Source organism: Bradyrhizobium sp. STM 3562, from assembly GCF_045571435.1.
GTDB lineage: Bacteria > Pseudomonadota > Alphaproteobacteria > Rhizobiales > Xanthobacteraceae > Bradyrhizobium.
The window spans coordinates 153,175-168,148 of the sequence record NZ_CP120694.1 but is presented as its reverse complement, the minus strand read 5'-3'; the positions used below and the strand labels follow the sequence as shown (position 1 = coordinate 168,148).

The window sequence follows — 14,974 nt, the reverse complement described above, 5'->3', positions numbered from 1 at the left end:
GCTAGCTCTTGGGCTGGATGCCGTCGCGCACGGCGCGGAAGCGCGGAAAGGCGGCCGACCATTGATCGCGCGGCGCGCTGCCGACGATGCGCAGCGAGGTCGCCCCGCCAAAGCGCAGCCATTGCACGACGGTAACAGGGGTATTGTCCTTGCCGCTGATCGCATCGATCCGCGTTTCATAGGCCGGCATGCCGTCGATCCGGATTGGTTCGGCCACCGTGATCTTCGCCTCGCGAACGCCGGGGATTTGGGTCGCCGCCTGCCGTGCGAAGCGGGCGCGGTCATCCGGCTCCTGCGGAGTCGCGCCGATGACGCCGATGATCATGAACGGCGCGGGCTCAAAGCCGGTGGCTTCGTCGCCGTCGGCAAGGATGATGGCGGCGCCCGGCGCCAGCGTTCTGACGTTCTTGAAACTGGCGAGATCGCTGAGCTTGAACGGCAGCAAGCCAAGTTGCTCTTCGACGGGCACCTCCTTGCGGATGGTCGCCGAAGCGAACATCTGGCGAACGGCATCGTCGGAATAAATCTTGGCGGCATTCTCCGGGACCTGCACGGCGACATAACCGGAGAAGGTGCCGCCCGGCAGGATCATCGAATAGCGCCGCACGGTCGCGGCACCGTCCTTGGCGGTTTCGGCCGTGTAGTAAGCCGTCCCGGCCGTCGTCTCGATGCTTTCGGGCTTGACGCTGCCTGTGCCCGCCGGGTTGGCGGTGAACGCGTTCTTGACCTCGCCATAGGCGGCTGCCGGCAACTCTGCCACCAGCACCTTGACGCTGTGGTCTTCCGATTCAAATCCGGAAAAGGTCTTTGAAGGAGCAAGACCGACCAGCGGCGTCAATCCGACCCGCAGGCCCTTCGGGAAGATGGCATCGGCAGCGAAGGCGGGCCGCATCGCCGCCATGAGCAAGGCGAGAGCGGTCAGGAGTCGAAGAGGCTTCATGAAGGACCTTTTTGGGTTGCATTGAGGCCGTTCGATGGTCGGCCTGCGCGGCCCCTCGTGGCGTCAGGGGCCCTCTCCATCCAATTTGGCGGCTTTTAGCGGTTTTGACACGGCGGCAACAGGGTGCGCGATGTCGCCGGCCCGGTCGCGGTCGCGCCTTCCCGTGCCAATCGTATTGTTAACAAGGTCGGGGACGCCGGCCGATATTATCTTTCAAATGGAAGGGCTTTTCATGGGCCAAGGTTGCGGTCCGGTCCTTGCGGGCCTATGGGCCCCTCCTATATGAGGCTCACCGTCGCAATATCGCGAGTATTTGATCTAGAGGGGGTTCGGATTAGGGCGCCGTCAGGGCTCAGCCAACCTGCCGCAAACGGAAGGATAAGAGACCATGGGAAAGGTCATTGGGATCGATCTCGGCACCACCAATTCCTGTGTTGCCGTAATGGATGGCAAAAACGCCAGGGTCATCGAGAACGCAGAGGGCATGCGGACGACTCCGTCGATCGTCGCCTTTACCGATGACGGCGAGCGCCTCGTCGGTCAGCCGGCCAAGCGCCAGGCGGTGACCAATCCCGAGCGCACGTTCTTCGCAGTCAAGCGGCTGATCGGCCGCCGCTATGACGACCCGATGGTCGAGAAGGACAAAAAGCTCGTCCCCTACAAGATCGTCAAGGCATCCAACGGCGATGCCTGGGTCGAAGCCGACGGCAAGACCTATTCGCCCTCGCAGATCTCCGCCTTCATCCTGCAGAAGATGAAGGAGACCGCGGAGGCCCATCTCGGCCAGAAAGTCGATCAGGCCGTCATCACCGTTCCCGCGTATTTCAACGACGCCCAGCGCCAGGCGACCAAGGACGCCGGCAAGATCGCAGGGCTCGAGGTGCTGCGCATCATCAACGAGCCGACCGCGGCTGCGCTCGCCTACGGCCTCGACAAATCGAAATCGGGCACCATCGCCGTGTATGACCTCGGCGGCGGCACCTTCGATATTTCGATTCTGGAGATCGGCGACGGCGTTTTCGAGGTGAAGTCGACCAACGGCGACACCTTCCTGGGCGGCGAAGATTTCGACATGCGGCTGGTCAACTACCTGGCCGACGAGTTCCAGAAGGAGCAGGGCATCAACCTGCGCAACGACAAGCTCGCGCTGCAGCGCCTGAAAGAGGCTGCCGAGAAGGCGAAGATCGAGCTGTCCTCGACCACGCAGACTGAAATCAACCTGCCCTTCATCACCGCGGATCAATCCGGTCCGAAGCATCTGACGATGAAGCTGACCCGCGCCAAGTTCGAGGCGCTGGTCGACGATCTCATCCAGAAGACCATCGAGCCCTGCCGCAAGGCGCTGAAGGATGCCGGTGTGACCGCCGGCGAGATCGGCGAGGTGGTGCTGGTCGGCGGCATGACCCGCATGCCGAAGGTTCAGGAAGTCGTTAAGCAGCTCTTTGGCAAGGAGCCGCACAAGGGCGTCAACCCCGACGAGGTCGTCGCCGTGGGTGCCGCGATCCAGGCGGGCGTGCTGCAGGGCGACGTCAAGGACGTGCTGTTGCTCGACGTGACCCCGCTGTCGCTCGGCATCGAGACGCTGGGCGGCGTGTTCACCCGGATCATCGACCGCAACACCACGATCCCGACCAAGAAGAGCCAGGTGTTCTCGACCGCCGAGGATAATCAGAACGCGGTGACCATCCGCGTCTTCCAGGGCGAGCGCGAGATGGCGGCCGACAACAAGATGCTCGGTCAGTTCGACCTGATGGGCATTCCGCCGGCCCCGCGCGGCATGCCGCAGATCGAGGTGACGTTCGACATCGACGCCAACGGCATCGTCAACGTCTCGGCCAAGGACAAGGCGACCGGCAAGGAGCAGCAGATCCGCATCCAGGCGTCCGGCGGCCTGTCGGAAGCCGACATCGAGAAGATGGTCAAGGAGGCCGAGGTCAATGCGGCCGCGGACAAGAAGCGCCGCGAGGCGGTCGACGCCAAGAACCATGCCGATGCGCTGGTGCATTCCACCGAGAAGGCGCTGGCCGAGCACGGCTCGAAGATCGCGGAAAGCGAGCGGCGCGCCATCGAGGACGCGGTCAGCGACCTGAAGGAAGCGCTGAAGGGCGACGACGCCGAGGCGATCAAGGCCAAGTCCAACACGCTGGCTCAGGTCTCGATGAAGCTTGGCGAGGCCATGTACAAGCAGCAGGCCGAAGGCGATGCCGCCAAGGCCGCGGCGAAGGACGACGTCGTCGACGCGGAGTTTACCGAGGTCGACGACGACAAGAAGAAGTCCGCTTAGAGCCCGCGAGGGTCGTCATGCGGGCGCGTGGAATCCTCCACTCCGCAAGCGCCTCCCCCGATGAGGGGGAGGCCGCCCCCGGGCGACTCGCCTTCGAAAGGTTTGGCGGGTGCGCAAGCCCCGCCTGTTACGATCGGTCAACGTCAATCAATTATGTTGAACCCGTCACCTTCCCCGTGAGGGGCAAGGGTATGGGTGCCGTTGCGCGGCGATTTCGCGCGCTACGATAACCGCGATTGGCTCAGCAGAGTTCAGCAATGTCTACCAAGCGCTGCTACTATGAAACCCTCGGGGTCGAACGTGACGCCGACGATTCCAAGTTGAAGGCGGCGTTTCGCAAGCTTGCCATGAAATGGCATCCCGACCGCAATCCGGGCGATGCCAGCAGCGAGATCCGCTTCAAGGAAATCAACGAGGCCTACGAGGTCCTCAAGGACAGCGAGAAACGCGCGGCCTACGACCGCTACGGTCACGCCGCTTTTGAGAACGGCGGCGGGTTCAACGGCGCCGGTGCGGGCTTCGGCGCCGGCTTTGCGTCGTCCTTCTCCGATATTTTCGAGGACCTGTTCGGCATGGCCGGGCAGCGCAGGAGCGGCGGCCGCGAGCGCGGCGCGGATCTGCGCTACAACATGGAAATCACGCTCGAGGAAGCTTTTCAGGGCAAGACCGCGCAGATCGAGATTCCGGTCTCCGTCACCTGCGAGGCCTGTTCGGGCACCGGTGCCAAGGCCGGCACCAAGCCGAAGACTTGCGGCATGTGCGGCGGGGCGGGTCGGGTGCGCCAGGCCCAGGGCTTCTTCACCCTGGAGCGGACCTGTCCAGGCTGTCAGGGCCGCGGCCAGATGATCGAAGACGCCTGCCCGTCCTGTTCGGGCTCGGGCCGGGTGGCGCGCGAGCGAACGCTCTCGGTCAACATCCCGCAGGGCGTCGAAGACGGTACGCGGATCAGGCTTGCGGGCGAAGGCGAGGCCGGTGTTCGCGGCGGCCCGCCCGGCGACCTTTACATTTTCCTCTCCCTGGCCTCGCACCCGTTCTTCCAGCGCGATGGCGCCGATCTGCATTGTCGCGTGCCGATCTCGATGGTGACGGCGGCATTGGGCGGCGAGTTCGAGGTGCCGACCATCGACAAGGGCAAGACCAAGGTGAAGATCCCTGCGGGGACTCAATCCGGCCGGCGTTTCCGCATTGCGTCAAAGGGCATGCCGGTGCTGCGCTCGCGCCAGATGGGCGACATGTACGTCCAGGTCATGGTCGAGACGCCGCAGAACCTCACCAAGAAGCAGCAGGAGTTGCTGGCCGAGTTCGAAAAGCTGTCGTCCGGTGCGACGCAGCCGGAAGCCGCAGGCTTCTTCGCCAAAGTCAAGGATTTCTTCGGCAATCGGGCAACCAGCTAGCTGCCATGCGTCGGGCCGTTTCGTTTTCACACGCGGCTCGCCGCAAAAACATCAGCGAACGCATGCTGTTATCGTCAAATCACGTCGGGCGCGGAGGGCCGGCCCGGCGGCGGTTCGTCTTGACCACCTCGTCGGCTACCTATACGTCTTTGTGACTGTTTTCTGACATCCGCCGCGATGCCGCGGTCCCGTCTGGTTAGTGGATATGCCCTCGCAATCATCCGTGCGTACGTTGAAAAAGCCTCGTCTCGACGACGAGGTTCGTTTTCTGCGTTCGTGGATTGAGAAGCCACTCCATGTCGGCGCAGTGATGCCCTCGGGTCGGCCGCTTGCCCGCACCATGGCGCAATATGTCGATCGCAATTCCAACGGCCCGGTGATCGAGCTTGGACCGGGTACCGGCGCGATCACCAGCGCGCTGATCGACCATGGCATCGATCCGAAGCGACTGGTGCTGGTCGAATATAATCCGGGCTTCTGCGCGCTTTTGGGCGACCGCTATCCGCAGGCCAAAGTGGTGCAGGGCGATGCTTACCGGCTGCGCGATACGCTCTGGAACGTACTGAGCCAGCCCGCGACGGCGATCGTCTCCAGCCTGCCGCTGGTGACCAAACCGATGCTGACGCGGCTCCGCCTCATCCGCGACGCGTTCACGGCGCTGGCGCCGGGCGCGCCCTTCGTCCAGTATACCTATTCGGTGGTGCCGCCGATCCCGAAATCGCTGCCCGGGGTGTCGACGGAAGCCTCCGAGCGGATCTGGATGAATCTTCCGCCGGCGCGCGTGTGGGTGTATCGCAAGCGTTAAATCCGCCCGGCGCATTCGTCGGGGCCAATGACGGCGAATGCATTATCGGTCATGGCCGCACTGAAAATCCTGGTGATCCCCGCTTCGCTGCGCACCGGCTCGCATAATGCGAAGCTCGCGGCGCAGGCGGCCTACGAGTTCGCACAAGCCGGGGTCGACGTCACGCGGCTGTCGCTGGCCGATTTTCCGCTGCCGATCTATGACGGCGACCTGCAGGCGAAATCCGGCGTGCCGAAGAATGCGGTCAATCTCAAGCGCATGATGGCCGCCCATCACGGCATTCTGCTCGTCACCCCCGAATATAATTCCTCGGTGCCGCCGCTATTGAAGAACACGATCGACTGGGTGAGCCGGGTGCAGGATCCGCATGAGGCGCGCGGTCAGGTGTTTCGGATGCGTCCGTTCGCGGTCGCTGCCGCTTCGGAGGGCCGCCTCGGCGGAACGCGGGTGCTGGCAGCCTTGCGGCTGATTCTGTCGGCCTTGCAGGCCACCGTGATTCCAAGCCAGCTCGCGCTTTCGTTCGCGGATCAGGCCTATGACGATATGGACAGATTGAGGAATCCGGCCGATATCGAGGCGCTGAAAGCGCTGGTGAGGCAGTTGATCGATGTTTCCCAGCGCATGATGTGAGGTGAGAATGCCGTCCCAGATTGCTCCGCGCGACCGGTTGATCGTGGCGCTCGACCTGCCCGGCCTTGAGCCGGCGGAAGCGATGGTGGCGCGGCTCGGCGATGCGGTCACCTTCTACAAGATAGGCTATCAGCTTGCCTTTGCCGGCGGCCTGCCGCTGGTGCGCAAGCTCGCGGACGAGGGCAAGAAGGTCTTCATCGATCTCAAGCTGCACGACATCGGCAACACGGTTGCGCGCGGCGTCGAAAGCATCGCCAAGCTCGGCGCGACCTTTCTCACCGTGCACGCCTATCCGCAAACCATGAAAGCGGCACTCGAGGGCCGCGCCGACTCCGGTTTGAAGATCCTCGCAGTCACCGTGCTCACCTCTTACGACGACAACGATCTCAATGCGGCCGGCTACCGGCTCGGCGTCGCCGATCTCGTGGCCACACGCGCCCGGCAGGCGCAGGAGATCGGCATCGACGGGCTGGTCTGCTCGCCCGAGGAGGCGGCGTCCTTGCGCAAGGTGGTCGGCGATCGGCTGAGCCTGGTCACGCCGGGCATCAGGCCGGCGGGTGCGGCCAGCGGCGATCAGAAGCGCATCATGACGCCGGCGCGTGCGATCGCCGCGGGCGCCGACTATCTCGTGGTGGGACGTCCCGTTCTCGAAGCGGCCGATCCCAAAGCGGCGGCCGAGGCCATCGTGGTCGAGATCGCGCAGGCATCGGCTCGTTAAACTGCGATGAGGATGAATCGGTCGGAGCCGCCGGGCAACCGATCGAGCTTAATCCGATCACGCCTCAGAGGACGAAAGAAGGAGGAACAACGAACATGGCGAAGGGCTATTGGATTGGACGCGTCGACGTTCACAACGAAGAGGGCTACAAGGCCTACGCAGCAGCCAACCCGGCCATCTTCAAGAAATTCGGCGGGCGTTTGTTGGTGCGCGGCGGCAAATTTACAGGCGTCGAGGGTCAAAGCCGCTCGCGCAACGTGGTGATCGAATTTCCGGACTACGAGACGGCCCTCGCGTGCTATCGCTCGCCGGAATATCAGGACAACATCAAGGTGCGGCAGCCGCATTCGACCGCCGATCTCATTATCATCGAGGGCTACGACGGCCCGCAGCCATAAAGCGCTGGTGAGAGTCGCCGGGCACCGGCGGCGCCTTGTTTCGTTGTCCCTGGCACGGGCTGGCTGACCTCAGTCCGGTCGGCTTGGCGCGAGCGGCGTGCGCGCCGGTCGGTTGCTGGAACGGTCCGGCCCGGCTACAAGAGGCGGCGAAGAGGAAGAACCATGGCCGACATGCGATTGATTGTTGCAGGCGCCGGCGGCCGCATGGGCCGCGCGCTGACGCGGGTGATTTCGGAAACACCGGGCGCGGTGCTGACCGGTGCGCTGGAGGCGCCCGGCTCGGAACTTCTGGGCAAGGATGCCGGCGTCCTCGCTGGCCTGCCCGCCAACGGCGTCGAACTGTCGGCCGATCTCTGGACGCTGTCGGCCAATGCCGACGGCATTCTCGATTTCACCGTGCCACGGGCCACCATTGCCAATGTCGCGATCGCCGCCGAGCGAGGCCTGGTGCATGTCATCGGCACGACCGGGCTGTCGTCGTCGGACGAAGCCGTGATCAACAGCGTCACTTCGCGCGCCGTCGTGGTGAAGTCTGGCAACATGAGCCTTGGCGTCAACCTGCTCGCCGCGCTGGTCAAGCGCGTGGCGCAGTCGCTGGACGAAAGCTTCGACATCGAGATCCTGGAAATGCACCACAGGGGCAAGATCGACGCGCCCTCGGGTACCGCGCTGATGCTGGGCGAAGCCGCAGCCGCCGGCCGCGGCATCAAGCTGGAAGATCATTCGGCGCGCGGCCGCGACGGTGTCACAGGCTCAAGGCGCTGCGGCGACATCGGCTTTGCGTCCCTGCGCGGCGGCACCGCCGCCGGCGATCACAGCGTGATCTTTGCCGGTCCATTTGAGCGTCTGATCCTCTCGCACCACGCCGAGGACCGGGTTCTCTTTGCTCATGGTGCGCTGAAGGCGGCGCTTTGGGCGCATGGCAAGAAGCCCGGGCTCTACAGCATGGCCGACGTGCTGGGCTTGGGCGACATCTAGATCTCGAACAACTTCGGAAATCAGAACAATGAGCGAGCGACTTCTTGTGCTGGTGCGCCACGGCCAGAGCGAATGGAACTTGAAGAATCTGTTCACGGGGTGGAAGGATCCGGACCTGACGCCGCAGGGCATCGAGGAAGCGAAGGATGCCGGCCACAAGCTGAAGGCGAAGGGCCTGCAATTCGACATCGCCTTCACCTCGGTGTTGAAGCGCGCGCAGCACACGCTGGATATCCTTCTTGGCGAGCTCGGACAGACCGGGCTTGCGACCAAGACAAATCTCGCGCTGAACGAGCGCGATTACGGCGATCTCGCCGGTCTCAACAAGGACGACGCTCGCAAGCGTTGGGGCGAGGAGCAGGTCCACATCTGGCGGCGGTCCTACGATGTGTCGCCGCCCGGCGGCGAAAGCCTGAAGGATACGCTGGCGCGCGCCCTGCCCTATTATGTGCAGGAGATCCTGCCCTGCGTGCTGCGCGGTGAACGCACTCTGGTGTCCGCGCACGGCAACTCGCTGCGTGCGCTGATCATGGTGCTGGAACGATTGACGCCGGAAGGCATCTTGAAGCGCGAGCTCGCGACCGGCGTGCCCATCATCTATCGCCTGAACGCGGACGCGACGGTGGCGTCAAAGCTTGATCTGGCGGCGTGAGCGGCGAGCTCGCGATTTCCATTCTCGATGCGCCGATCGCGGAGAGCGCGATCGATCAGCTCGCCACCGTGCTCGTCGATTGCGTCACGGGCGGTGCCAGCGTCAGCTTCATGGCGCCGTTCTCGCAAGAGCACGGGCTTGGATTTTTCCGCAAGGTCGCGGCGTCCGTTGGTGCGGGCGATACGGTGCTGCTCGCGGCAAGACTCGACGGCCGCATTGTCGGCACGGTGCAGCTCGGGCTGGATACGCCGCCGAACCAGCCGCACCGCGCCGACGTAAAGAAAATGCTGGTGCATCGCTCCGCGCGCGGCCGCGGCATCGGCGCGGCCTTGATGGCGGAGGTCGAACAGGAGGCAAGGCGGCGGGGACGCTGGCTGCTCGTGCTCGACACCGTGCCCGGCGAAAGCGGCTACCGGCTCTACAAGCGCGCGGGCTGGACCGAAAGCGGCGTCATTCCGAATTACGCGCTATTTCCAGATGGACGCCTCTGCGACACCGCGGTGTTCTGGAAGCGGCTGCAGCGGTGATTGTCTCGCATATCGTTCCCCAGCGCGTCGAAGACGCGAACGGGGAACCTCAAGATTCCGGGTTCGCGCTGGCGCGCGCCCCGGAATGACCGCAACAGTTTATTGCATCCCTACTTTCCCCGCCTCCCAGCCGAGCATCGCCTGCTTGCGGGTGACGCCCCAGTGATAGCCGGTGAGCTTGCCGTCCTTGCCGAGCGCCCGATGGCACGGCACCACGAAGGACACCGGGTTCTTGCCGACAGCCGCGCCGACCGCGCGCGAGGCGGTGGGTGCTTTGATCTTGCAGGCGATATCGGAATAGGACACCGCGCGGCCCATCGGGATCTTGAGCAGCGTCTCCCAGACCCGCACCTCGAAATCGGTGCCGATCAGCACCACGCGCAGCGGCTGGTCCGCTCGCCACAATTTGGGGTCGAAGATGCGCTGCGCCACCGGCGCGGTGGACAGATAATCCTCGACATAGGTCGCCTTCGGCCAGCGGCTCTGCATGTCGGCAAGCGCCGCCTGCTCCTCGCCGGGATCGGCGAAGGCCAGCCCCGCAAGCCCGCGCGCCGTGGTCATCACGATTGCGGTGCCGAAGGGCGAGGGATGAAAGCCGTAGCGCAGCATCAGTCCCGCGCCGCCATTCTTCCATTCGCCTGGCGACATCGCTTCATGGGTGACGAACAGATCGTGCAGCCGGCCCGGTCCCGAGAGGCCGGAGTCGAGCGCGGCATCGAGGATGCTGGCGGAATCGCGCAACAGGTTCTTGGCGTGATCGAGCGTTAGCGCCTGCATGAAGGCCTTGGGCGTCAGCCCGGCCCAGCGGCGAAACAGATGATGCAGCTCATCAGGCGTCACGCCGGCTGCATCCGCCATCGCCTCGATGGTCGGCTGGCTGCGCCAATGTTCAGAGATGAAGGCGATCGCCCTGCGCACGGAATCATAGTCGCGGAGCGCCGCGCTCTGTGGGCCTGGCTTGGCCAGGCGATGGTCATGTATGGCAAATGACATCATGACCCACGATGTAGGGCAGTCAGGTCTTCGAAACCACCCGATTTCCGATTCGCCTCAGGCTACCGGATTGTAGCTGGGTCCCCGCCGGGCTGCGTTCAATGCCGCGATCAGGGCCTTGGAAAAGCTGGCCTTTTCGTCGGGACCCAGAAAGCTCCCGATCGCCACCCGGTGGCCTTTCGAGGAGAGATAGAGGTGCTCGATGCCGAATTCCTCGTGGGTTTCCCGGTCGAGCCGCACCCACAGCGGATTGAATACCCATTCGGACACATGGCCGCGGTGGCTCACGCGGCGCAACCGCAGTTCGGACGGGGTGATCGAAATCTGCTCGCAGGCCTGGGCGCGGCGGAAATTGATCTTGAATGCCCAATAGATCGCGAGCACGTCGAGCCCGAAAAAGCCGAATACCGGCCAGGCGCCCATCAGCAGAAAGACCATGCCGGCCGCGAAACTGATCGCGCTCACAAGCACCATCACCAGCACAAAGCCGGTGCGGTTGAGCGACCGATGCGGCGTCAACAGCGCCCTGAACAACTCCGGGTCGGCCGTATCGGGATCAAAATCATTGCCTGCGGTCATGGCCTGTCAGTATATCCCGATCATGGCGAAAATCACCCGCGCTCAACGCGCCAAACCCACGCGCGTTCAATCGCTGCCGAAAGAATCGGCAAAGAAGGCCAAAGCCAAAAAGGTCAAGAAGGCCAGGCCGGGCCACACGCGCGTCGCCAAAAAGGCGCTTAAGGCAAAGTCGTCTGAAGCCAAATCACTCAAAGCATCAAGGCCTTGGACGCCTGCCGAGATCCGCGAGGCGTTCGAGCGGTTTCGCAAAGCCAACCCGGAGCCGAAGGGCGAACTGGAGCATCTCAATCCCTATACGCTGCTTGTTGCGGTCGTGCTCTCCGCGCAAGCCACCGATGCCGGCGTCAACAAGGCGACGCGCGAACTGTTTGAGGTCGCCGATACCCCGCAGAAAATGCTCGCACTCGGCGAGGAGCGCCTGCGCGATTACATCAAGACCATCGGGCTGTACCGCACCAAGGCGAAGAACGTGATCGCGCTCTCGCGAAAGCTGATCGAGGAGTTCGGCGGCGAGGTGCCGCGCACCCGCGCCGAGATCGAATCCTTGCCCGGCGCGGGACGCAAGACCGCCAATGTGGTGCTCAACATGGCCTATGGCGAGCATACGCTGGCGGTCGATACCCACGTCTTCCGCGTCGCCAATCGCACCGGGCTCGCGCCCGGCAAGACGCCGCTCGACGTCGAGCTTGGGCTGGAGAAGGTGATCCCTCCCGAGTTCATGCTACACGCGCATCATTGGCTCATTCTGCACGGCCGCTACACCTGCCTTGCCCGCAAGCCGCGCTGCGAAGTGTGCCTGATCAACGATCTCTGCCGCTGGCCGGAAAAGACGGTCTAGCCGCGCGCCCACGCGCTCGCGCTATTCAATTTATATTGAAGACATGTGTCGGCCGCTGCCGGTCCGCCGCCGAAATAACCGCACCGGCGTGCGGTTGAATCCCCCGGGGTTCATCGCAGAGGCAGGGACAATCACATGGACCACACGGCCGCGCTTGTGTCGCTCGCGACCTCGGTACCGCCGCACCAGTTTCACCAGCGGCAGGTTCTTGAAGCGGCGCGCAGCATCCTTTCCGCGCGCTACGAGCAATTCGAGACACTGGCGAGCCTGTTCGCCAATACCGGCATCCGCAATCGTTACGGCGTGAAGCCGATCGAATGGTATCTCGAGCCGCGCGGCTGGCCGGAGCGGACCCGCGCCTTTCTCGAAGGCGCGGAGGCTCTGTTCGTCAACGTGGCGCAAGCGGCGCTCGCGCGTGCCGATCTTGCGGCCCGCGACGTCGACACTGTCGTGACCGTCTGCTCGACCGGCATCGCCACGCCGACGCTGGAGGCGCGGCTTGCCGGCAAAATGGGATTTCGCGCCGACGTCTCACGCGTGCCGGTGTTTGGGCTTGGCTGCGCCGGCGGCGTCTCGGGCTTGTCGATCGCCGGCCGACTGGCGCAGGCGCGGCCGGGGACCAACGTGCTGCTCGTCGTCCTCGAGCTCTGCACACTGGCGGTCCGCCATGATGAACTGACCAAGGCCAATATCGTTGCGGCGAGCCTATTCGGCGATGGCGCGGCCGCGCTTGTCCTTCGCGCCGGCGATGGCGGTGCGACGCGGATCGAGGCCGCGGGCGAGAAACTGTGGCCCGAGACGCTCGACATCATGGGCTGGAGTGTCGATCCGGAAGGGTTTGGCGTCATCTTCCAGCGCACCATTCCCGACTTCGTCGCCGGACATTTGGGTCCCGCTGTTGCCGAAATCCTCGCGCGAATGGAGCTGGCTGCCAGCGATATCGATCGCTTTGTCTGCCATCCCGGCGGCAGCAAGGTCATAACCGCCCTGGAGCGGGCGCTATCGCTCGATCAGGGCATGCTTGACCACGAGCGTGAGATCATCGCCGACTACGGCAACATGTCCGCACCGACGGTGCTGTTCGTGCTCGAGCGCGCGGTCGCGAAGGGCCTGCCGCGACGATCGTTGCTGACCGCGCTCGGCCCCGGTTTCACCGCAAGCTGCGTCGCGCTGCGGCACGCCGCGTGAGCGCTGCTGCGATCATTCTTGCCTTGGTCACGCTGCAGCGGCTCGGCGAGCTCATGCTGTCTCGCCGCAATACCAAGCGGCTGTTGGCGCGCGGTGCGATCGAGGTCGGCGCCCGCCATTATCCGTTCATCGTCGCCGTGCACGTGGCCTGGCTGATCGCGCTGTGGATGCTCGGCCGCAACCAGCAGGTCGATTGGCTGCTGCTTGCGGCGTTCGTTGTGCTGCAGGGCCTTCGCCTCTGGATTCTCTCAAGCCTCGGTTCACGCTGGACCACGCGCATCATCGTGGTGCCGGGCGAACCGCTGATCGCGTCCGGGCCGTATCGTTATGTCTCGCATCCCAATTACGCCGTTGTCGCCGGCGAGATTGCCTTGCTGCCGCTGGCCCTGCACCTGCCCTCAGTGGCCCTGCTCTTCTCGGTGCTGAACGGCATTGCGCTCTTCATCCGCATTCGCACCGAGGCCCGCGCGCTTGCGACGTTCAGCAGGCCATTCGCGCGCGCCGTGCCATGACGCAGCCGCCGAAGATTTGTCAGGAGGCGCCGCCCATCGCGATCTGGGGTGGCTTCCTGCTGATGTGCCTTGGGATGTTCATGGCGATCCTCAACATCCAGGTGGTCGCGACCTCGCTGCCGAGCATTCAGGGCGCTTTGCATATTTCACCTGAAGCGATGAGCTGGATCCAGACCGCTTATCTGATTGCCGAAGTGATCGCCATTCCCCTCACCGGCCTGTTCACGCGCGTCTTGAGCTTGCGCTGGCTGTTTGCCGCAGGCGTCAGCCTGTTCACGGCCGCCTCGATCGGCTGCGCCTTCAGCGGCAGTCTTTCCACGCTGCTCGTCTTCCGTGTCGTGCAAGGCTTTTCCGGCGGCGTCCTGATTCCGGCGGTGTTTGCGGCCGTGTTCCTGTTGTTTCCGCCGCGGCTTCACGCGATCGCCACCACAATCGGCGGCGCGGTCGCGGTGCTGGCGCCGACGATCGGACCCGTGGTCGGGGGCTTCATCACCGAGACCTGGTCCTGGCCGTGGCTGTTTCTGATCAATGTCATTCCGGGATTGATCGTCGCTGTGCTGACGCCGCGGCTCGTGCCCCGCCAGCCGACCGATCTTGCCGAACTGGTCAAGCTGGACGCCTTCGCGCTTCTGTTATTGGTCGTCGCGCTCGCAAGTCTCGAGATCGGGCTCAAGCAAGCTCCTCATCGGGGGTGGTTGTCGCCAGCCTGTGCGGGGCTGCTGCTCGCGAGCAGCTTTTGCATCGGCACCTTCGTCCGGCGGACGCTGCGCAGCGCGCATCCGATCGTGCGGCTGGCGGCCTTGCAGCAGCGTTCATTTGCCGTCGGTTGCGCGCTGAGCTTTTGCCTCGGGGTCGGATTGTACGGCTCGGTTTATCTTATGCCGGTGTTTCTCTCTTTTGTGCGCAGACATGGTGCGTTCGAGATCGGCACCATCATGCTGGTGACCGGGACGGCCCAGCTTCTCGCCGCGCCGTTTGCGGCCATCCTGGAGAGCCGGCTTGGCGCGCGGGCGCTGACGGCGGCCGGCTTTGCGCTGTTCGCGCTGGGCCTCGGCCTGAGCAGCTTTCAACCCCGAACGGCCGACTTTGCCGAGATGTTCTGGCCGCAGGTGTTGCGCGGGGTTGCGATCATGTTCTGTCTGCTGCCCCCGACCCGCATCGCGCTCGGTGCGCTGGTGGAGAAGGAGATCGCCGATGCCAGCGCCCTGTTCAATCTGATGCGGAACCTCGGCGGCGCCATCGGCATCGCCTTGATCGATACGATCCTCTATGGCCGGGTCGCGATCTACGCCGAGGATTTTCGCGCGCGACTTGTCGCGGGCGATCTCACCGCCGCGCAGGCGATCGGGCTCGATCCATCACTGCTGGCGAACCGGCCAGCGGGACCGCCCACTGCGGAGGAAATCGCCTTCGTTCGCCCCATGGTGGAAAAAGCCTCGCTCGCGCTCTGCGTCAATGAGGCCTGGGCAATGCTCGCCGGCGTGGCCGTGCTGGGTCTGTTGCTGGCGATGCTCGCGCGGGAACGCCCAAACTGACGC

16 protein-coding genes are annotated in these 14,974 nt (G+C 64.3%); 13 read left to right on the top strand and 3 right to left on the bottom strand.

Annotation, left to right across the window (positions count from 1 at the left end):
• Position 1 precedes the first annotated feature (1 nt).
• Positions 2-940: a hypothetical protein gene (locus P6U23_RS00775; RefSeq protein ID WP_407177743.1), complete on the bottom strand. Its 939-nt coding sequence runs from the start codon at positions 938-940 to the stop codon at positions 2-4.
• A 388-nt stretch (positions 941-1,328) separates the two neighbouring features.
• Here P6U23_RS00775 and dnaK point away from each other — a divergent pair, with 388 nt between their 5' ends.
• From dnaK to P6U23_RS00730, 9 genes are all read left to right on the top strand, one after another.
• Positions 1,329-3,224, top strand: coding sequence for a molecular chaperone DnaK (gene dnaK, locus P6U23_RS00770; RefSeq protein WP_407177742.1), 1,896 nt, complete (start codon positions 1,329-1,331; stop codon positions 3,222-3,224).
• A 257-nt stretch (positions 3,225-3,481) separates the two neighbouring features.
• Positions 3,482-4,618 carry a molecular chaperone DnaJ gene (dnaJ, locus tag P6U23_RS00765; RefSeq protein WP_407177741.1) on the top strand — a complete coding sequence of 379 codons (1,137 nt, stop codon included), beginning with the start codon at positions 3,482-3,484 and terminating at the stop codon, positions 4,616-4,618.
• A gap of 205 nt (positions 4,619-4,823) precedes the next feature.
• Positions 4,824-5,423, top strand: coding sequence for a class I SAM-dependent methyltransferase (locus tag P6U23_RS00760; RefSeq protein WP_407177740.1), 600 nt, complete (start codon positions 4,824-4,826; stop codon positions 5,421-5,423).
• A gap of 51 nt (positions 5,424-5,474) precedes the next feature.
• A complete protein-coding gene (locus tag P6U23_RS00755) occupies positions 5,475-6,053 on the top strand; it encodes an NADPH-dependent FMN reductase (RefSeq protein WP_407177739.1) in 579 nt (192 codons plus the stop codon).
• Positions 6,054-6,060: 7 nt separating this feature from the next.
• Entirely contained in the window at positions 6,061-6,771 is a 711-nt protein-coding gene (gene pyrF, locus P6U23_RS00750; RefSeq protein WP_407177738.1) for an orotidine-5'-phosphate decarboxylase, read from the top strand.
• Between the two features lie 95 nt (positions 6,772-6,866).
• Complete coding sequence (locus P6U23_RS00745) at positions 6,867-7,169, top strand: DUF1330 domain-containing protein (protein WP_407177737.1); 303 nt, start codon at positions 6,867-6,869, stop codon at positions 7,167-7,169.
• 162 nt (positions 7,170-7,331) lie between these two features.
• The gene (gene dapB, locus P6U23_RS00740) at positions 7,332-8,147 is read left to right on the top strand and encodes a 4-hydroxy-tetrahydrodipicolinate reductase (RefSeq protein ID WP_407177736.1); all 816 of its coding nucleotides are present in this window, start codon (positions 7,332-7,334) and stop codon (positions 8,145-8,147) included.
• Positions 8,148-8,175: 28 nt separating this feature from the next.
• The gene (locus P6U23_RS00735; protein ID WP_407177735.1) at positions 8,176-8,799 is read left to right on the top strand and encodes a 2,3-bisphosphoglycerate-dependent phosphoglycerate mutase; all 624 of its coding nucleotides are present in this window, start codon (positions 8,176-8,178) and stop codon (positions 8,797-8,799) included.
• The gene (locus tag P6U23_RS00730; RefSeq protein ID WP_407177734.1) at positions 8,796-9,326 is read left to right on the top strand and encodes a GNAT family N-acetyltransferase; all 531 of its coding nucleotides are present in this window, start codon (positions 8,796-8,798) and stop codon (positions 9,324-9,326) included. Before P6U23_RS00735 ends, P6U23_RS00730 begins: the two co-directional genes overlap by 4 nt.
• Before the next feature lie 99 nt (positions 9,327-9,425).
• Here the strand turns inward: P6U23_RS00730 and P6U23_RS00725 are convergent, their stop codons facing one another.
• Both P6U23_RS00725 and P6U23_RS00720 read right to left on the bottom strand, forming a co-directional pair.
• Positions 9,426-10,322 carry a methylated-DNA--[protein]-cysteine S-methyltransferase gene (locus tag P6U23_RS00725; protein WP_407177733.1) on the bottom strand — a complete coding sequence of 299 codons (897 nt, stop codon included), beginning with the start codon at positions 10,320-10,322 and terminating at the stop codon, positions 9,426-9,428.
• Between the two features lie 54 nt (positions 10,323-10,376).
• A complete protein-coding gene (locus tag P6U23_RS00720; protein ID WP_407177732.1) occupies positions 10,377-10,898 on the bottom strand; it encodes a DUF2244 domain-containing protein in 522 nt (173 codons plus the stop codon).
• 22 nt (positions 10,899-10,920) lie between these two features.
• On the opposite strand from P6U23_RS00720, the gene nth reads away from it, so the two are divergent.
• The 4 genes from nth to P6U23_RS00700 all read left to right on the top strand — a co-directional run bounded on the left by nth (position 10,921) and on the right by P6U23_RS00700 (position 14,971).
• The gene (gene nth / locus P6U23_RS00715; protein WP_407177731.1) at positions 10,921-11,736 is read left to right on the top strand and encodes an endonuclease III; all 816 of its coding nucleotides are present in this window, start codon (positions 10,921-10,923) and stop codon (positions 11,734-11,736) included.
• Between the two features lie 135 nt (positions 11,737-11,871).
• A complete protein-coding gene (locus P6U23_RS00710; protein ID WP_407177730.1) occupies positions 11,872-12,924 on the top strand; it encodes a type III polyketide synthase in 1,053 nt (350 codons plus the stop codon).
• Positions 12,921-13,436: an isoprenylcysteine carboxyl methyltransferase family protein gene (locus tag P6U23_RS00705; RefSeq protein WP_407177729.1), complete on the top strand. Its 516-nt coding sequence runs from the start codon at positions 12,921-12,923 to the stop codon at positions 13,434-13,436. Before P6U23_RS00710 ends, P6U23_RS00705 begins: the two co-directional genes overlap by 4 nt.
• Positions 13,433-14,971 (top strand): DHA2 family efflux MFS transporter permease subunit, encoded by a 1,539-nt coding sequence (locus P6U23_RS00700; protein WP_407177728.1) that lies wholly within the window; start codon positions 13,433-13,435, stop codon positions 14,969-14,971. The genes P6U23_RS00705 and P6U23_RS00700 overlap by 4 nt, the downstream gene beginning before the upstream one ends.
• Positions 14,972-14,974 lie beyond the last annotated feature (3 nt).

What these genes read in the sequence shown, in the direction of transcription:
- P6U23_RS00775 (WP_407177743.1), bottom strand. Translation starts at nt 940, where the DNA reads ATGAAGCCTCTTCGACTCCTGACCGCTCTCGCCTTGCTCATGGCGGCG.
- dnaK (WP_407177742.1), top strand. Translation starts at nt 1,329, where the DNA reads ATGGGAAAGGTCATTGGGATCGATCTCGGCACCACCAATTCCTGTGTT.
- dnaJ (WP_407177741.1), top strand. Translation starts at nt 3,482, where the DNA reads ATGTCTACCAAGCGCTGCTACTATGAAACCCTCGGGGTCGAACGTGAC.
- P6U23_RS00760 (WP_407177740.1), top strand. Translation starts at nt 4,824, where the DNA reads ATGCCCTCGCAATCATCCGTGCGTACGTTGAAAAAGCCTCGTCTCGAC.
- P6U23_RS00755 (WP_407177739.1), top strand. Translation starts at nt 5,475, where the DNA reads ATGGCCGCACTGAAAATCCTGGTGATCCCCGCTTCGCTGCGCACCGGC.
- pyrF (WP_407177738.1), top strand. Translation starts at nt 6,061, where the DNA reads ATGCCGTCCCAGATTGCTCCGCGCGACCGGTTGATCGTGGCGCTCGAC.
- P6U23_RS00745 (WP_407177737.1), top strand. Translation starts at nt 6,867, where the DNA reads ATGGCGAAGGGCTATTGGATTGGACGCGTCGACGTTCACAACGAAGAG.
- dapB (WP_407177736.1), top strand. Translation starts at nt 7,332, where the DNA reads ATGGCCGACATGCGATTGATTGTTGCAGGCGCCGGCGGCCGCATGGGC.
- P6U23_RS00735 (WP_407177735.1), top strand. Translation starts at nt 8,176, where the DNA reads ATGAGCGAGCGACTTCTTGTGCTGGTGCGCCACGGCCAGAGCGAATGG.
- P6U23_RS00725 (WP_407177733.1), bottom strand. Translation starts at nt 10,322, where the DNA reads ATGATGTCATTTGCCATACATGACCATCGCCTGGCCAAGCCAGGCCCA.
- P6U23_RS00720 (WP_407177732.1), bottom strand. Translation starts at nt 10,898, where the DNA reads ATGACCGCAGGCAATGATTTTGATCCCGATACGGCCGACCCGGAGTTG.
- nth (WP_407177731.1), top strand. Translation starts at nt 10,921, where the DNA reads ATGGCGAAAATCACCCGCGCTCAACGCGCCAAACCCACGCGCGTTCAA.
- P6U23_RS00710 (WP_407177730.1), top strand. Translation starts at nt 11,872, where the DNA reads ATGGACCACACGGCCGCGCTTGTGTCGCTCGCGACCTCGGTACCGCCG.
- P6U23_RS00700 (WP_407177728.1), top strand. Translation starts at nt 13,433, where the DNA reads ATGACGCAGCCGCCGAAGATTTGTCAGGAGGCGCCGCCCATCGCGATC.